The sequence below is a fragment of the Cryobacterium sp. TS_SC_7 genome (assembly GCF_056156285.1).
On the sequence record NZ_CM149589.1, the window covers coordinates 1,623,803 to 1,640,019 of the forward strand.

Here is a 16,217-nt window from a genome sequence, read left to right on the forward strand (position 1 = left end):
CCGGCCGCACCGACCTGGCCGGGTGTTGCGGCTACAGGCCGAAGCCGGTGTGACGGATGCCCCAGCGCACCGTCCAGGACTCGCCCGGTTCCAGCCGGCGCAACCCCGCTCCCGAGTTGAACGCGTCGGCCGGAGCGGTCATCGGCTCGATCGCAACGGCCAGCCCCAGGTACGGGCCCTCCCGGCCTTCGAAGGGGAAGTTGCGCGGCGTGAAAACCTGCACGTTGCGAATGTTGCGGTCGCCCCAGACCATGACGCTGCGGCCGTCGGGTGCGGTCACCGAGGCCACCGTGCTGCCGGGCTCATCGCCGGCCACGTCGGGCAGCACCTCGGCCGGCTCGGACGCTACCCCGCCGAAGCCGTCGTCCAGGTCGATGTCGCCGACCCGGCGGCCCCCGCGCAGGTCGAACCGCGTACCGGCGACGGCGGATTCCCCGACGGGGTTCTGCCGGTCGTCGACGTCGATGTGGGTGTTCGCCGCGATGGTGAGAACGAGGTCCTCCGTGGGGACCCCGCCGATCTTGAGGTACGGATGCGCGCCGAGGGCAACCGGGGCCGTGTCCCGGCCGACATTGCGCACCGTGTGCGTGACAGCGAGGCCGTCATCGGTCAGTGCGTATCGCACGGTGGTGTCGAGCAGGAACGGGTAGCCGGCCTGCGGGAAAACCGTGGCAGCCAGGGTGACCGAGCTCGGGCTGCGCTCGAGCATGCGGTAGGGCGAATACCGCAGCAGTCCGTGGATGGCGTTGGAGAGCTCGGGCTCGGTGAGCGCCAGACGCTGCACGACTCCCCCGTGCTGCCAGAGGCCGTCCCGGATGCGATTGGGCCACGGCATCAGCACGATTCCGGCGCCCCACGGCGGGGCGGACGCGGCCGCAAACGGCTCGACCAGGTCTATGCCGTCCACGGAATACATGCGGAGACCCGCTGCCACCTCGGTGACGATCGCCAGGGCCGGCCCGCTCGGCGTGGCCGCCCTCAAGTCATACTGGAAACCCGTTACTGCGCGCATGAGGCCAACCTACTCCGGTTGCAGAACGGTCAGACCGGCCTCGCGGAGCGGCGCCAGCGCGGCTTCGTCGGCTGCGGCATCCGTCACCAGGGTGTCGAACGCAGCCAACGGACCGACCTGCCCGAGATGCACCTGGCCGAGCTTGGAGCCGTCGGCCACGACGACCGCCCGGGTCGCGGCCGCGAGCATGAGCGTCTTCACTCCCGCCTCGGGCAGGTTGATGTTGGTGACCCCGTGGCCGGCGTCCACGCCGTTGCACCCGATGAAGGCCAGGTCGGCATGCACCTGGCTGAGCACCGTCCGGGCGAGCGGCTCGACGAGGGAGTGCTGCAGCGGGCGGAGCGACCCGCCGGTGACGATCACGGTGAACCGTGGGATGGCGGGCTCGAGGGCGAGGGCGATGCTCAGCCCGTTCGTGATGATCACGACGTCGGTCAACTCGGTGCGAGCCAGCAGGGCACGGGCGATCGCGAGCGTGGTGGTGCCGACATCGAGGATGATGCTTTGCCCGCTCGTGACCAGGGACGCGGCGAGCGCTCCAATCTGCTGCTTGGGCAGCACGGATGACGCGAGCGCCTCCTCGAACGAGGACTCGCGCTGCGGACGACCGCCGGCAGACGCGACCGGAACCGCTCCGCCGTGCACGCGCTGCAGCGAACCGGCGGACTCGAGCAGATCGAGGTCGGCCCGAGCCGTGACACCGGACACCCCGAACGCCTCGCGCAGCTCCCGCACCCGCACGAAACCGCGCTCTCCGACCAGACGCTGGATCTGCTCACGCCGCTGGTAGGCCGGAATCGTGTCGCGGTCGCCGGCAGGATCGGCCGGGGTAGGAGGTTCAACGGATGCCATCTCCCCATCTTCGCTTAGTTTGCTTTAGTTCTCAATGCGAAGCCTCTGGTTTCAGATACGCAAATCGGATAGCGTGTTGTGTGCCATGAACACACCAGACTTCGTAGCCGACACCGGCATCATCCGTCACCGCCACACCCTCGCCGATGGTCGGGATCTCATCTACTTCGATGACCCGCAGACCACCCTGCCGCCGGAACGCGCGGCCGACCTGCGCGAACTCGACCCGCGCCCCGCCACGGCCCGGATGCGCCAGGACCCCCTGAGCGGCGAATGGGTCTCCATCGCCGCCGCCCGCCAGAACCGGGTCTTCCTGCCCCCCGCGCACCTGGACCCGCTCGCACCGTCGACCCCGGGGAACCCGTCCGAGGTGCCCAGCAACTACGACGTCGCCGTGTTCGAGAACAAATCGCCCTCGTTCGGGCCTCTGCTCACCGATGCCGACGCCCCCGCCGGGCTCGACGACCTGAACACCATCGGCCTGAACCGCATCCGCACATCGGTCGGTCGCTGCGAGGTCGTCTGCTTCAGCCCCGAGAACGAGGGCTCCTTCGCGAGCCTCTCGGTCGTGCGCGCCCGCACCGTGATCGAGGCCTGGGCCGAACGCACGCACGCCCTCTCACAGCTGCCCGGCGTGGAACAGGTCTTCCCGTTCGAGAACCGCGGCGAGGCCATCGGCGTCACCCTGCACCACCCGCACGGCCAGATCTACTCCTACCCGTACGTCACGCCGCGCACGCAGCGCGTGATCGCATCTCTCGACCAGTACGGGCCGAACCTGTTCGCCGACATCCTCGCCAGTGAGCAGTCCGGCGGCCGCGTCATCCTCACCGGAGAGCACTGGACGGCGTTCGTGCCGTTCGCCGCCCGCTGGCCCATCGAGGTGCACATGCTGCCGCACCGCCACGTGCCCGACTTCGCCGCGACCAGCCTCGCCGAACGCGACGAGCTGGCCGTGCTCTACCGGCGGCTGCTGCGCGGCATCGACGCCCTCTACGACACCCCCACGCCGTACATCGCCGCCTGGCACCAGGCCCCGGTTTCGGTGCGCCGGGACGAGATCCGACTGATGCTGCAGGTGACCAGCCCCCGCCGGGCCGCGGACAAGCTCAAGTTCCTGGCCGGGTCGGAGGCCGCCATGGGCGCCTGGATCGGCGACGTCACACCTGAGCAGGCGGCCGACAACATTCGCCGCGCGGTCGAACGCTCCGCCGCGGCGGACGCGGCCGACGAGCTCGCCGGCGCCGCGGCATCCGTTTCCACCATCAGCACCACGCTCGAAGGGCAGGCCCACGCATGAACGACCTCATCACGACCGTGACGGATGGCTTCACGAGCCGCTTCGACGCGGCCCCCGCCGGGCTGTGGTCGGCCCCCGGTCGCGTCAACCTGATCGGCGAGCACACCGACTACAACGACGGCTTCGTCTTCCCGTTCGCGATCAACCGGCGCACCGTCGTCGCGCTCAGCCTGCGCGACGATCGCCTGCTGCGGGTGGCGAGCTCGTTCGCCGCGGAGACCGTTGAACTTCCCCTCGACGACCTGACCCCGGAGAACCTGGCGGGCTGGTCGGCCTACCCGCTCGGCGTGGCCTGGGCCCTCAGCCAGTTCGGCGCGGACCTGACCGCCGTGCCCGGCTTCGACGTGTTCATCGACTCTGACGTGCCGATCGGAGCCGGACTGTCGTCGTCCGCCGCGATCGAGAGCGCGGTCGCCGTGGCCCTGAACGACCTCTGGCAGCTCGGGCTCGACCGGCGCGTGCTCGCCCGAGTGGGCCAGCTCGCCGAGAACCGGGCCGTCGGCGCCCCCACCGGCATCATGGACCAGTCCGCGTCACTGCTCGGCGAGGCTGACGCCGCCGTGTTCCTGGACTGCCGCAGCCTCGAGGCCGAGGTGATCCCGCTCGGCTTCGACGCCGCCGGCCTCGAGCTGCTGATCATCGACACCCGGGTGAGCCACGCCCACTCGACCGGCGGGTATGCCTCGCGCCGGGCATCCTGCGAACTCGGTGCACGGATGCTGGGCGTCACCTCCCTGCGCGACCTCACCGTGGACGACCTCGCCCGGGCCGCCGACGTGCTCGACGACGAGACGTTCCGCCGCGTACGGCATGTGGTCACCGAGAACCAGCGCGTGCTGGACACCGTGCGCACACTGCGCGCGCAGGGACCGACCGCGATCGGCGCCCTCCTGGACGCCTCGCACCTGTCCATGCGGGACGACTTCGAGATCTCGGTGCCCGAGCTGGACCTCGCCGTGGAGACCGCCCGCGGTGCCGGGGCCATCGGCGCCCGGATGACCGGTGGTGGTTTCGGCGGAGCGGCGATCGCCCTGACCCCGAGCGCCCTGATCCCCCAGGTGACCGCGGCTGTCATCGCCGCTTTCGCGGCCCAGGGCTTCGGGGTCCCGGACCTGTTCGTGGTGCGCGCGGCCGATGGGGCGGGGCGCCAGGAATAGCGCTCGGCGCCGAATGGCAGCATGCCCCGACTCGGGCGGCCTCGGCATAACTCCTGCAATTTCGTCGGCCGAGGCCTGATTCAGCCTGATTTCGAGACTTTTCGCAGAATTTGCAGGAGTTATGCACGGGGCGAGCCGGACATCCGTCGCCGGCGGCCCGGGCATGGTCAGGGGGCAACCGCGGTCGGCTCGCCGTCGGTGATCCGCACGAGCTCGTCGAAGGTGGTCGGGAACACGGTGTGCGCATGGCCCGCGGCGGCCCAGACCACGGGGAATTCGGCGAGGGCGACGTCCACCAGGGTGCGCAGCGGTGACGGATGTCCGAGCGGCGCGACCCCGCCGATCACCTGTCCGGTGGCCTGCCTGACGACATCCTTCGAGGCACGTCCGATCGTGCCGCCCAGCCGCTCCCCCAGCCAGGCCGCGTCGACCCGGTGCGCCCCCGACGTGAGCACGAGCAGCGGCTCGCCGTCCAGGGTGAAGACGAGCGAATTCGCGATGGCACCGACGTCGATGCCGAGCGCCTCCGCGGCGGCGGCCGCCGTCGTGGCCGCGTCGTCGAACCAGCGGATCTCCGGGTCCAGACCCTGGGCGCGGAGCGCCTCCCGAACCCGGTCGACGGACGGATGCGCGGTGTTCACCATGCTGAAATCCTACGACCCTCCTCGCCGAGCCGTGGGAAACGCTCCTGAAAGCACGCAGCGGATAGGTAATACTCACGGTTCGGCGGAGGGTGGACGGTCGTTCGGGGCGGGCGGAGCCCGGCACAACGGGGGCGCTAGGCTGACGCGTATGACTGCCGACAGCGCCGCCCGCATCATCACCCTTCCTGACCGACCGGGACCCGTCGTCGCCGAGAGCGCCTACGTCGCACCGGGCGCCGTACTGGTGGGCAACGTGACCCTGGCCGAGCATGCCAGCGTCTGGTACAACGCCGTGTTACGGGCCGAGGCGGAGCCCATCCGGATCGGTCCAGGCTCCAACCTGCAGGACAACGTCTCCTGCCACGTGGATCACGGGTTCCCGCTGATCGTCGGGCGCAATGTGTCCGTCGGACACGGGGCCGTGCTGCACGGCTGCACGATCGAGGACGGTTCGCTGATCGGAATGATGGCGACCGTGCTGAACGGCGCCGTCGTCGGGGCCGGGTCACTCGTCGCCGCCGGAGCCGTGGTGCTCGAGGGCACCGTCATCCCGCCGCGGTCGCTGGTGGCCGGCGTTCCGGCCAAGGTACGACGCGCCCTGACGGATGACGAGGTGGCCGGTCTCGGCCACAACGCCGAGGAGTACCTGCGCCACTCCGCCCTGCACGCGTCGGTGAGCGCGGTTCCGCAGGACTGAGCCGGGCTACCGGCCGAGGGACAGCTCGGCGGCCTTCACCACGTTGCAGAGCAGCATCGCGCGGGTCATCGGTCCGACGCCGCGCGGGTTCGGGGACAGGTGACCGGCGACCTCGGCGACATCCGGGTGCACGTCACCGGTCAGCGTGCCCTTGCCCGTGATCGGGTCAGTCACCCGGGTGATGCCCACGTCGAGCACCGCAGCGCCGGGCTTCACCCAGTCGGCCTGGACCAGGTGCGGCACGCCGACGGCCGCCACGACGATGTCGGCGCGGCGCACTTCGCCGGCGAGGTCGACTGTGCGGGAGTGAGTGAGAGTGACCGTGGCGTCCAGCCCCTTGCGGGTGAAAAGCAGGCCGAGAGGGCGGCCGACGGTGAGTCCTCGCCCGACGACGACCACACGTCGCCCGACGATCGGCACCTCGTAGCGGCGCAGCAGTTCGACGATTCCGGCCGGGGTGCAGGGCAGCGGCGAGTCCAGTTCGCCCTCGATGCCGAGCACCAGCCGGCCGAGGTTCGTCGGGTGCAGGCCGTCGGCATCCTTGGACGGGTCGATCAGTTCGAGCATGGCGTTGTCGTTGTGGCCGACCGGCAAGGGCAACTGGATGATGTACCCGGTCACCTCACGCGCGGAGTTGAGGTCTGTGATCGCGGCGCGCACATCGGCGCTGGTCGCCGACGCGGGCAGGTCGATGCGGATGGATTCGATGCCGACCTCGGCGCAGTCGCGGTGCTTGCCCGCGACATACGAGCGCGATCCCGGGTCGTCGCCGACCAGGAGGGTGCCGAGTCCGGGCACGATGCCGTGCGCGCGCAACTCCGCGATGCGGTCGATGAGCTCGGTCTTGACCGCGGACGCCGTCTTGACTCCGTCGAGGGTGATTGCCGTCATTGTGGATCCATTCACTCGGTCATTCTCAAGTTCGTCAGTGCTGCGTGCCCGGAGGCCGGAGACGCGTGCGAATTCGACGGAGATTTTACGCGACACGCCGGTGACGGATGCCGTCAGCGCGTTCTCAACGCACAATCTCCGTCGAATTCGTTCAGGCCGGGGGCCAGGCGCAGGGCGCGGGGTCGGGCCCGCTCCGAGAGGGCGCGGCGGGTGTTACTGCTGCAGGTCGGGGTACAGCGGGAACGCGTCGGTGAGCACCTTGACGCGGGCGCGGAGGCCCTCGATGTCGGCGTCGGGTTTGAGGGCCTCGGCGATGACGTCGGCGACGACCGTGAACTCCTCGTCGCCGAAGCCACGGGTGGCCAGGGCCGGGGTTCCGATGCGCAGGCCGCTGGTGACCATCGGCGGGCGCGGGTCGAACGGCACCGAGTTGCGGTTGACCGTGATGCCCACCGCGTGGAGGGCGTCCTCGGCCTGCTGGCCGTTGATCGGCGAGTTGCGGAGGTCGGCGAGCACAAGGTGCACGTCGGTGCCGCCGGTGAGCACGTCGACGCCGCCGGCGCGGGAGTCATCCGCCATCAGCCGGTCGGCGAGGATGCTGGCACCACGCAGGGTGCGCTCCTGACGTTCCTTGAACTCGGGCTCGGCCGCGAGCTTGAACGCGGTCGCCTTGGCGGCGATCACATGCATCAGCGGCCCGCCCTGCTGGCCGGGGAACACGTTCGAGTTGAGCTTCTTCGCCAACGCCATGTCCCGGGACAGGATCAGACCGGAGCGGGGACCGGCGAGCGTCTTGTGCACCGTGGTGGATACGACATCCGCGTAGGGCACCGGGGACGGGTGCAGGCCGGCGGCGACGAGTCCGGCGAAGTGGGCCATGTCGACCCAGAGCATGGCGCCGACCTCGTCGGCGATGCTGCGGAAGGCTGCGAAGTCGAGGTGACGCGGGTAGGCGGACCAGCCGGCGATGATGACCTTGGGCCTGGTTTCGAGCGCCTTCTCGCGCACGACGTCCATGTCGACCAGGAAGGTGGTCGGGTCGACCCCGTACGCGACCGGGTTGTAGAGCTTGCCGGAGAAGTTGAGCTTCATCCCGTGGGTGAGGTGGCCGCCGTGGGCGAGCTCCAGGCCGAGGATGGTGTCGCCGGGGGCCGCGATGGCCGAGAGCACGGCGGCGTTCGCTGTGGCGCCGGAGTGAGGCTGCACGTTGGCGTACGCGGCGCCGAACAGGGACTTGGCGCGGTCGATGGCGAGTTGCTCGGCGACGTCGACGTACTCGCAGCCACCGTAGTAGCGGCGTCCCGGGTAGCCCTCGGCGTACTTGTTGGTGAGCACCGAGCCCTGCGACTGCAGCACCGCGCGTGGCACGAAGTTCTCGCTGGCGATCATTTCGAGGTAGTCGCGCTGGCGTCCGAGCTCCTGCTCGAGGACGGCGGCGATCTCGGGGTCGACCCGCGAGAGGGGCTCATTGAACGTGGACCGCAGAACGGTCGAAGGCACGGAATCGGGCACGGGGTCTCCTCAGACTTTTTGATTACGACGTGATGATCAATCGTCGTGGCCCAGGCGTGCGGTCACTAACCGTGTCAGTCGCTCCCCGATGGTGAACCATCTTTCGTGCTACGCCAGTCGCGACAGGGTCGATCTTATCAGTCGGGCCGGGTGCCCAGCTCATCGAGTATGAGCACGTCGATGCGCACATGGTGGGTGTCGTAGGAGGACCGGGCCACCAGATGCGCCACCACCGGCGCAGTCAGGGCCTGGAACACGACGATGGCGATGACGAGAGTGACGGTGCCCACGGTGAAGTTGTTCAACGCCACGTCGGCCGTGATCGCCATCAGCCCGAAAATCTGCGGTTTCGTGGCGGCGTGGAGCCGGGACAATACATCCGGAAAACGGATGAGGCCGACCCCGGCCGCGAGGCACATCACCGCACCGGCGAGCACCAGTACCGCCGAGATCACGTCACGCAGTTCGTCGCTCATTCGGTGTCCCGAACGGGCAGGAAACGGGCGACACTCAACGATCCGAGAACGGCGAACAGGGCGAGTGCCAGGAGCACGGCGAGAGTGTCGGTGTGACGGTTGAAGGCCATCTCCGCGCCGAGAGCGCAGATCACGGTGGCGACGAGGACGTCCGAAGCGATAACCCGGTCGAGCACGGTCGGCCCGCGCACGATCCGGTAGAGGGATATGAGGGCCGCGGCCCCGAATAGTATCCCGGCGATGATGGCGACGATGTGCATCAGGTGATTCCTCCCCGCTTCCTTTTCTCGCGCGCATGCTGGGTGCGTGCGTGCTGGTCTTTTTCACTCCGGTCTTCGCCGCTGACCCGGCGGAGGCGTTCAACGTCCGCCCGTGATCCGAGGGCCATGACGATTCGGCGCTCCTCGGCCAGGACGCCCTTCCGGAATTTCTCCACCTGTTCCGGCCGATGGACGTTGAGCACGTGCAGGTACAGGGTGGATCGCACCCGGTCCACGTCGACCACGATCGCCCCGGGCACGATGGACGTCGACACCCCGGTCAGCGTCAATACGAAGTCGCTGCGGGTCCGGAGATGCACGGCCACGATGGCATTACTGGGTGTGTAGCGCGGTGAGAGCGCCAGGACCGCAACCTGCACCGAACCGAGCACGATGTCGAACAGAAGCCTCGAGAAATAGACGAAGGAGTACCAGAGGTTCACCCGCAGCCCCAGCTCGACGGCAGGCAGGTAGAAGCCGACGGAGACGATCACGGCCAGCAACGCCCCGGTGAGCACGGTGAGCCCGGAATAGGACCCCCAGAGCAGCATCCACAGGAGTATCAGCCCCAGGAACAGCGGCACCTGGTTCAGAGTGGCCTTGAGTCGTTCCTTCCTGGTGGTCATGGCATTCCGTTCGGGAAGACGGCGTCGATGTAGGTGGACGGGTTCTCGATGTTGGTGGCAGCACGTGAAGCGAGTCCGAAGACCGGCCCGGCGAACACGGTGAGCGCAATGGTCAACGCCAGAAGCGCCGTCGTCGCTCCCGTCATCAGGGGCGAGATCGTGCGGGTCTTGACCGTACCGGTGTCCTCGGGGTCTTCGACGAGGCGGTCCAGCATCGGGGACTCGTAGTCCGACACCTCTTCCGGGGACCGCCAGAACGCGATGTTCCAGACGCGCGCCAGGGCATACAGCGTGAGCAGCGAGGTCGCGGCCCCGGCGGCGATCACGATGTAGGTGGCCGGGTCGCCGATCTCGGCACCCGCCTGGAAGAGGGCGAACTTGCCGAGGAACCCGGAGAACGGTGGAATCCCGCCGAGGTTGAGCGCCCCCACGAAGAAGAGGAGGGCCACGAACGGCGCCGCCTTGAGCAGCCCGCCCAGACGGGCCAGCGACGTGGTTCCACCCACTCGCTCGATCAGCCCGGCGCAGAGGAACAGCGCAGTCTGCACGGTGATGTGGTGCACAACGTAGTAGATGGTGGCCGTGATGGCCGCCTGGGTGCCCATCGCGATGCCGAAGATCATGTAGCCGATGTGGCTCACCAGCGTGAACGACAGCAGCCGCTTGATGTCCGCCTGCGCGAGCGCGCCGAGGATACCCACGATCATGGTCAGGAACGCCACCACCATCAGGGGCACCGAGAGCGGACTCTCCGGGAAAAGCAGGGTCTGGGTGCGGATGATCGCGTAGATACCGACCTTCGTCAGCAGGCCGGCGAACACCGCCGTGACCGGGGCGGGAGCGGTGGGATAGGAGTCGGGCAGCCAGAACGACAGCGGGAACACCGCGGCCTTCACACAGAACGCCAGCAGGAGCAGCAGATTGAGGATGAGCTGCACGTCGGCCGGGAGGTCCCCGACCCGGTCGGCGATCAGGGCCATGGTCACGGTGCCCGTTGCCCCATAGATCAGCGCGATGGCACTGAGGAACAGCAGGGAGGAGACGAGGCTCACGATGACATAAGTCACGCCGACCCGGATGCGCGCTCCCGTGCCGCCGAGCGTCAACAGCACGTAGCTGGCCGACAGCAGCATCTCGAACCCGACATACAGGTTGAAGAGGTCACCCGCGATGAACGCGTTGAAGAGGCCGGCCGCGAGCACCAGATAGGTCGGGTGGAAGATCGAGACCGGCGTCTCCCGATCACCGTCGACGATTCCCTGACCGACGGCGAACAGCAGCACGCCGAGCAGCATCAGCGCCGAGATCAGGAGCATGATCGCCGAGAGCCGGTCGACGACGAGCACGATGCCCCACGGGGCATCCCAGCCGCCCACATGCACCACGGCCGGGCCGCTTTGATCCACCTGCCCCAGGAGCACGGCGCTGATGACGACAACCGTGGTCAGGGCCAGCACGCTCACGGCGATCTGCTGGGGCCGGCGTCGGCCGAGGGCGAGGGTCAGCGCGCTACCCAACAGCGGGATCGCGACGACAAGGGGAACGAGAGTATTCGCGGTGATATTCATCGGTTCATCGCCTCCCCCGGGGCGTCGGCAGGGTCGCGCTCGCTCGCGGGTGCGCGCCCGCTTGCTTGCTCACGTTCGCTCGCGTCGAGGTCTTCCTGACTGGCCGCTTCGTCGTCGGTCACCGACCGGAAGGACTCCTCCGTGCCTGCGAGGGTCTCGGCGGCATGCTCATCGGTGAGCGTGTCGCCCTCGTCGCCGAGCTGAGCCAGCCACCAGGACCGATAGATGAGAGCGAGGATCAGCGCCGTGATGCCGAAGTTGATCACGATGGCGGTGAGCATGAGCACCTGTGGCAGCGGGTCGGCCATGTCAGCGTCGGAGGCGGTGCCGGTCACGATCGGTGCAGTGCCGGGGCGGCCGCTCATCAGGAACAGCAGCAGGTTGGTGGCGTTGCCCACCAGGAGGAAGCCGATCAAGACGCGGGTGAGGCTGCGTTCGAGCATCACGTAGACGCCGGCCGCGTACATGACCGCCATCACGACGACGAGGGTGAGGGAGGCGCTCATGCCGAAGCCTCCACACCCTGCTGCGACCGCGGGCGCGGATCGGTCTCGATATCACTCTGCCGGTCGACCTCGCTGCCGAGGCTGCGCAGGATGTCCAGCACCAGGCCGACCACGACGAGGTAGACCCCCACATCGAAGATGGTCGAGGTGCCGAAGGAGAGGGAACCGAACACGGGCACCGAGGTTTCGAAGTAGGCGGATTCCAGCGGAAGCCCACTGAAGAAGAGCGAAACGACGGCCATTCCCACGGCCAGCACGATGCCGAGCCCGAGGATCTTCCCGGGGTCGATCGGCGCGGCCTCGCCCAGCTCGTAGCGTCCTCCGGCGAGGTAGCGGGAGACGAGTGCCAGACCGGCGATCAGACCGCCGGCGAAACCGCCGCCCGGCTCGTTATGGCCGGCGAAGAGGAGGAAGACGGAGACGATGATGGCCGGGTGGAAGAGCAGTCGCACGAGTACCTCGAGCATGATCGACCGGTCCTTCTCGGCGATCGTACGACCGGCCAGCAGCCAGGACTGGCGCGTCACGGCATGCCCGTCCGAGGGCGCATGCGGGTCGGCGACGACTTTGCGGCGGTGCATCAGGCTGCGCCGTTTCTCGGACTCGCCCATCCTCGGCAGGTCGGCGTTTCGACCCGAGACGAACAGCAGGCTGGCCACGCCGGTGGCCACGACGATCAGCACGGAGATCTCTCCCATGGTGTCCCAGGCACGGATGTCCACGAGCATGACGTTCACGATGTTCCGCCCGTGACCCTCCTCCAGTGCGAGGCGCGGGAACTCGCCGGCGATACTGGGGGCCTGCCGGGCACCGAGCGCGATCACGCCGATGGTGCCCATCACGGCACCGACCAGCACGCCGATCAGCGCGCGGCGGCGGCGCTTCATGGGCCGGTTGTGCTGGGCGATCTTCTGGGGCAGCCGACGCAGGACGAGGACGAAAACGACGATCGTCATCGTTTCGACCAGAGCCTGCGTCAGGGCCAGATCGGGAGCGCCGTGGAAGGCGAAGAGCGCGACAAGGCCGTATCCGGTGACGCCGGCGAGCAGCACGGCCGTGATGCGCTCCCCGACGCGAGCCGCCATCACCGCAGCGATGCCCATGATGAGGGCGATCACGACCTGGCCCGGGTAGTCCCAGAGCACGATGGCGTCGGGCCAGCTGCGGTTGATGAAGGCCGCGAAGCCCAGTGCCAGCACGAAGACAACGAGGATGGTGGAGAGGTACTGCGGCAGCCCGCCCTGCTGGGCGAAGTGGGTGATGCGGGCCGCGGCCCGGTCGATGCCGCGCACGGTGGAGCCGTAGCCCTGGCCGGCGTCGATGTAGGCCGGGACCCTGCCCTGCAGCCGGGACACGCCCTGTCGTCTCCAGAACAGCACGGCACCGAGCAGCACCACCGCGGCGCTCAGGGCGAGCGCGGGTTCGAAGCCATGCCAGAGGGCGAGATGGTAGTCGCCGCCGCCGGGCACGGTGTCGGCGTAGGACGCCAGCACCGGGTCGAGCAGGAAGATGAGCGGGCCGAGCAGCACGGTGGCCACGGCGAGCAGTCCCGGTGCCAGCTGGAAGTCCCAGCGCGCGGGGTGCAGGGCGGTGTCCGCGAGGCTCACCCGGGTGCCGAACGCGCCCCAGAAGAAGCGGGCGCTGTAGGCGACCGTCAGAACCGAGCCGAGCACGGTGCCGACCAGGGCGACCCAGCCCCATCCGTCACCGGCCAGGGCTGCCTCGAGGAATGCCGTGAACACGGCTTCCTTCGCGACGAAACCGAGCAGCGGCGGAATACCGGCCATGGAGGCGACCGACACGAGGGCGATCACGGCCAGCGCGGGCGCGGTGCGCCCCACGCCGGAGAGCTGGCGCCAGTCGCGGGTGCCGGCGCGGTGGTCGATGATGCCCACGGTCAGGAACAGCGAGGACTTGTAGAGCGCATGGGCGAGGAGCAGCGCCACCCCGGCGAGCGCGGCATCCCGGGTGCCGAAGCCGACCACGACCATGAGGAAGCCGAGCTGGCTGACCGTGCCGTAGGCGAGCACCAGCTTGAGGTCGTACTGGCGCAGCGACCGCCACGCGCCGACCAGCATGGTGCCGACGCCGAGGGTGACGAGCACGGGCATCCAGCCCGGAGTGTCGGCGTAGCCGGGGGCGAGGCGGGCCACCAGGTAGATGCCGGCCTTGACCATCGCGGCGGCGTGCAGGTAGGCGCTCACCGGGGTCGGCGCCGCCATCGCGGCCGGCAGCCAGAAGTGGAAGGGCACGAGCGCGGACTTCGACAGCGCCCCGACCAGGATGAGCAGCACCGCCCAGGTGGCGACCGGCCCGGTGACGGGGTCGGCGACGATGGCGGCGAGGGAGGTGGTTCCGGCCTCCACGGCGAGGATCACGACACCGATCAGCATGATCAGTCCGCCGAAGGTCGTCACCAGCAGCGCCTGCAGGGCGGCGCCGCGACTGGCCCTCTTGAACGTGTAGTGCCCGATCAAGACGTAGGAGAGCACGCTCGTGATCTCCCAGAAAATGAACATCACGACGATGTCGTCGGCCGTGACCAGACCGTACATGGTGCCGGCGAACGCCAGCAGGGCCGCGGCGAAACGCCCAAGTGCGGGTTCGTCGGCCGTGAAGTAGCGGGCGCAGTAGATCAGCACAAGGGCGCCGACCCCGGTCACGACGAGGGCGAGCAGCCAGGCGAGGGTGTCGACGCGGAACGATAGCGAGATTCCCAGCGCGGGGATCCACGGGACGGACTCCGTCACCGAGCCGCCCGAGATGACGAACGGGGTCTGGCCCAGCGTGTAGACGAAGGCTGCCGCCGGGAGCAACGCGATCACGTAGAAGACTCGCAGCGAGAGCCACCGGGTGAGGAGGGGCGTCAGCGCGGAAACGGCCGCGAAAATGAGGAGGATCGTCGCCATGCGGCCTCCCGGCTCTCTCCCAGTCAGAGTGTCGATCTCAGTCTACCGGAGGTCCGATGGCGCACACCCCGTCCGGGGGCCGCTAGGGTTGGCGGAAACCCGATCTATCGGAAGAGCCCCATGACGCGTGCAAGCCGGGGGCCTCAACTCCCCCACAGACCTGACCACCCCGAGTACCACGGGCGCGGCACCGAGACGCCGTTCGAGCACATCTCCGACGCCGTCAACGTGCACGAGGACGAGGGACTGCACAAGGGTCTCAAGGCCCGCCAGGTGCAGATGATCGCCATCGGCGGAGCCATCGGAACCGGCCTGTTCCTGGGGGCGGGAGGGCGCCTCGCCACCGCGGGCCCCTCCCTTGTCTTCGTCTACGCGATCTGCGGTTTCTTCGCGTTCCTGATCCTGCGCGCCCTCGGCGAGCTCGTGCTGCACCGGCCGTCGTCGGGCTCGTTCGTCTCCTACGCCCGCGAGTTCTTCGGCGAGAAGACGGCGTTCGTCACGGGCTGGCTCTACTGGTTGAACTGGGTGATGACCGCCATCGTCGACGTCACGGCCGTGGCGATCTACATGAACTTCTTCGCCAAGTACTGGGCGCCCTTCGGCGACGTGCCGCAGTGGCTGTACGCGTTCGCCGCCCTCGCCGTGGTGCTCTCCCTGAACCTCCTGTCGGTCAGCGTGTTCGGTGAACTCGAGTTCTGGTTCGCCCTGATCAAGGTGCTCGCCATCGTGGCCTTCCTGCTGGTCGGCACCTGGATGGTCATCTTCGGCACGCCGATCCCCGGCCAGGAAGCGGGCTTCAGCCTGATCGGGGAGAACGGGGGCTGGCTGCCGAACGGACTGATCGCATCCGTTCTCGTGGTGCAGGGCGTCGTCTTCGCCTACGCCTCGATCGAGCTGGTCGGCACGACCGCCGGGGAGACTCAGAACCCGGAGAAGGTGATGCCGAAGGCGATCAACACCGTCATCATCCGCATTGCCGTGTTCTACGTGGGCTCGATCCTGCTCCTGTCACTGCTGCTGCCGTACACCGCCTACAAGGCCGGCGAGAGCCCGTTCGTCACGTTCTTCGGCACCATCGGTGTCGGCGGCGTCGACGTGATCATGAACCTGGTCGTGCTCACGGCCGCCCTGTCCTCGCTCAACGCGGGCTTGTACTCCACCGGGCGCATCCTGCGATCGATGGCGCTGGCGGGATCGGCACCGCGCTTCGCCGGCAAGGTGAGCCGCACGGGCGTGCCGTTCGGCGGCATCCTGCTCACCGGCGTGGTCACCCTGCTGGGCGTCGGCCTGAACGCCGTCGTGCCCGACAAGGCGTTCGAGATCGTGCTGAACATGGCGGCCATCGGCATCATCAGCGCCTGGGGCATGATCGTGCTCTGCCAGCTGCGCCTGCACGCCTGGTCGAAGCTCGGCATCCTGCAGCGACCGGCATTCCGGTTGTTCGGGGCCCCGTACACCGGCTACGCCAGCCTGGCCTTCCTCGTCGCCGTGCTCGTGCTGATGGCCTTCGACTGGCCCGTCGGCACGCTCACGATCAGCTCGCTCGTGATCATCATCCCGCTGCTGATCGTGGGCTGGTATGCCTGCCGCGGCCGCATCCTCGAGATCGCGAGCGCCCGCGAGGGGTTCACCGGCCAGGTCCCGATTCTGCCCAACCGGCCGCTGTCCGACCGGCTGCGCGGAACCGATCCGACGGACGACAACCGGACGGAATAACCGCCACGCCCACAAGTCGCCATTCCGCTTCCCGCCAGCCGGTGCGGCTAACATGGCCGATTGATCACTGCGAGGCAGATCGTCTCGCGAC

15 protein-coding genes and 1 riboswitch are annotated in these 16,217 nt (G+C 68.6%); of the genes, 4 read left to right on the forward strand and 11 right to left on the reverse strand.

The window, feature by feature from the left end; all coding sequences use genetic code 11:
• Positions 1 to 31: 31 nt before the first annotated feature.
• Positions 32 to 1,012: an aldose 1-epimerase family protein gene (locus tag AC0J5J_RS07485; protein ID WP_134424380.1), complete on the reverse strand. Its 981-nt coding sequence runs from the start codon at positions 1,010 to 1,012 to the stop codon at positions 32 to 34.
• Positions 1,013 to 1,021: 9 nt separating this feature from the next.
• Complete coding sequence (locus AC0J5J_RS07490) at positions 1,022 to 1,864, reverse strand: DeoR/GlpR family DNA-binding transcription regulator (RefSeq protein WP_474900146.1); 843 nt, start codon at positions 1,862 to 1,864, stop codon at positions 1,022 to 1,024.
• A gap of 85 nt (positions 1,865 to 1,949) precedes the next feature.
• Here AC0J5J_RS07490 and galT point away from each other — a divergent pair, with 85 nt between their 5' ends.
• Positions 1,950 to 3,164, forward strand: a complete 1,215-nt coding sequence (galT, locus tag AC0J5J_RS07495) for a galactose-1-phosphate uridylyltransferase (protein WP_474900147.1) — start codon at positions 1,950 to 1,952, stop codon at positions 3,162 to 3,164.
• Positions 3,161 to 4,321, forward strand: a complete 1,161-nt coding sequence (gene galK, locus AC0J5J_RS07500) for a galactokinase (RefSeq protein WP_474900148.1) — start codon at positions 3,161 to 3,163, stop codon at positions 4,319 to 4,321. Before galT ends, galK begins: the two co-directional genes overlap by 4 nt.
• Positions 4,322 to 4,488: 167 nt before the next feature.
• Here galK and AC0J5J_RS07505 read toward each other — a convergent pair whose 3' ends face one another.
• Positions 4,489 to 4,965, reverse strand: coding sequence for a YbaK/EbsC family protein (locus tag AC0J5J_RS07505; protein ID WP_474900149.1), 477 nt, complete (start codon positions 4,963 to 4,965; stop codon positions 4,489 to 4,491).
• Positions 4,966 to 5,113: 148 nt separating this feature from the next.
• Between AC0J5J_RS07505 and AC0J5J_RS07510 the strand changes: the two genes are divergently transcribed.
• Positions 5,114 to 5,662, forward strand: coding sequence for a gamma carbonic anhydrase family protein (locus tag AC0J5J_RS07510; RefSeq protein WP_134424385.1), 549 nt, complete (start codon positions 5,114 to 5,116; stop codon positions 5,660 to 5,662).
• 6 nt (positions 5,663 to 5,668) lie between these two features.
• On the opposite strand, the gene AC0J5J_RS07515 is transcribed toward AC0J5J_RS07510, so the two are convergent.
• The 8 genes from AC0J5J_RS07515 to AC0J5J_RS07550 all read right to left on the reverse strand — a co-directional run bounded on the left by AC0J5J_RS07515 (position 5,669) and on the right by AC0J5J_RS07550 (position 14,410).
• Positions 5,669 to 6,553: a bifunctional methylenetetrahydrofolate dehydrogenase/methenyltetrahydrofolate cyclohydrolase gene (locus AC0J5J_RS07515; RefSeq protein ID WP_474900150.1), complete on the reverse strand. Its 885-nt coding sequence runs from the start codon at positions 6,551 to 6,553 to the stop codon at positions 5,669 to 5,671.
• 213 nt (positions 6,554 to 6,766) lie between these two features.
• Positions 6,767 to 8,065, reverse strand: coding sequence for a serine hydroxymethyltransferase (gene glyA / locus AC0J5J_RS07520; RefSeq protein WP_134424387.1), 1,299 nt, complete (start codon positions 8,063 to 8,065; stop codon positions 6,767 to 6,769).
• 41 nt (positions 8,066 to 8,106) lie between these two features.
• Positions 8,107 to 8,196, reverse strand: a riboswitch (ZMP/ZTP riboswitch).
• Between the two features lie 6 nt (positions 8,197 to 8,202).
• Positions 8,203 to 8,541, reverse strand: a complete 339-nt coding sequence (mnhG, locus tag AC0J5J_RS07525) for a monovalent cation/H(+) antiporter subunit G (RefSeq protein ID WP_474900151.1) — start codon at positions 8,539 to 8,541, stop codon at positions 8,203 to 8,205.
• Positions 8,538 to 8,801, reverse strand: coding sequence for a monovalent cation/H+ antiporter complex subunit F (locus AC0J5J_RS07530; protein ID WP_134424389.1), 264 nt, complete (start codon positions 8,799 to 8,801; stop codon positions 8,538 to 8,540). Before AC0J5J_RS07530 ends, mnhG begins: the two co-directional genes overlap by 4 nt.
• Positions 8,801 to 9,427: a Na+/H+ antiporter subunit E gene (locus AC0J5J_RS07535; RefSeq protein WP_134424390.1), complete on the reverse strand. Its 627-nt coding sequence runs from the start codon at positions 9,425 to 9,427 to the stop codon at positions 8,801 to 8,803. Before AC0J5J_RS07535 ends, AC0J5J_RS07530 begins: the two co-directional genes overlap by 1 nt.
• Positions 9,424 to 10,995 carry a Na+/H+ antiporter subunit D gene (locus AC0J5J_RS07540; protein ID WP_474900152.1) on the reverse strand — a complete coding sequence of 524 codons (1,572 nt, stop codon included), beginning with the start codon at positions 10,993 to 10,995 and terminating at the stop codon, positions 9,424 to 9,426. Before AC0J5J_RS07540 ends, AC0J5J_RS07535 begins: the two co-directional genes overlap by 4 nt.
• Positions 10,992 to 11,501 carry a sodium:proton antiporter gene (locus tag AC0J5J_RS07545; RefSeq protein ID WP_134424392.1) on the reverse strand — a complete coding sequence of 170 codons (510 nt, stop codon included), beginning with the start codon at positions 11,499 to 11,501 and terminating at the stop codon, positions 10,992 to 10,994. The genes AC0J5J_RS07540 and AC0J5J_RS07545 overlap by 4 nt, the downstream gene beginning before the upstream one ends.
• On the reverse strand, positions 11,498 to 14,410 hold the full coding sequence (locus tag AC0J5J_RS07550; protein ID WP_474900153.1) for a Na+/H+ antiporter subunit A: 2,913 nt from the start codon (positions 14,408 to 14,410) through the stop codon (positions 11,498 to 11,500). Before AC0J5J_RS07550 ends, AC0J5J_RS07545 begins: the two co-directional genes overlap by 4 nt.
• Before the next feature lie 120 nt (positions 14,411 to 14,530).
• Between AC0J5J_RS07550 and AC0J5J_RS07555 the strand changes: the two genes are divergently transcribed.
• Positions 14,531 to 16,126 (forward strand): amino acid permease, encoded by a 1,596-nt coding sequence (locus AC0J5J_RS07555; protein WP_474900154.1) that lies wholly within the window; start codon positions 14,531 to 14,533, stop codon positions 16,124 to 16,126.
• Positions 16,127 to 16,217: the final 91 nt, after the last annotated feature.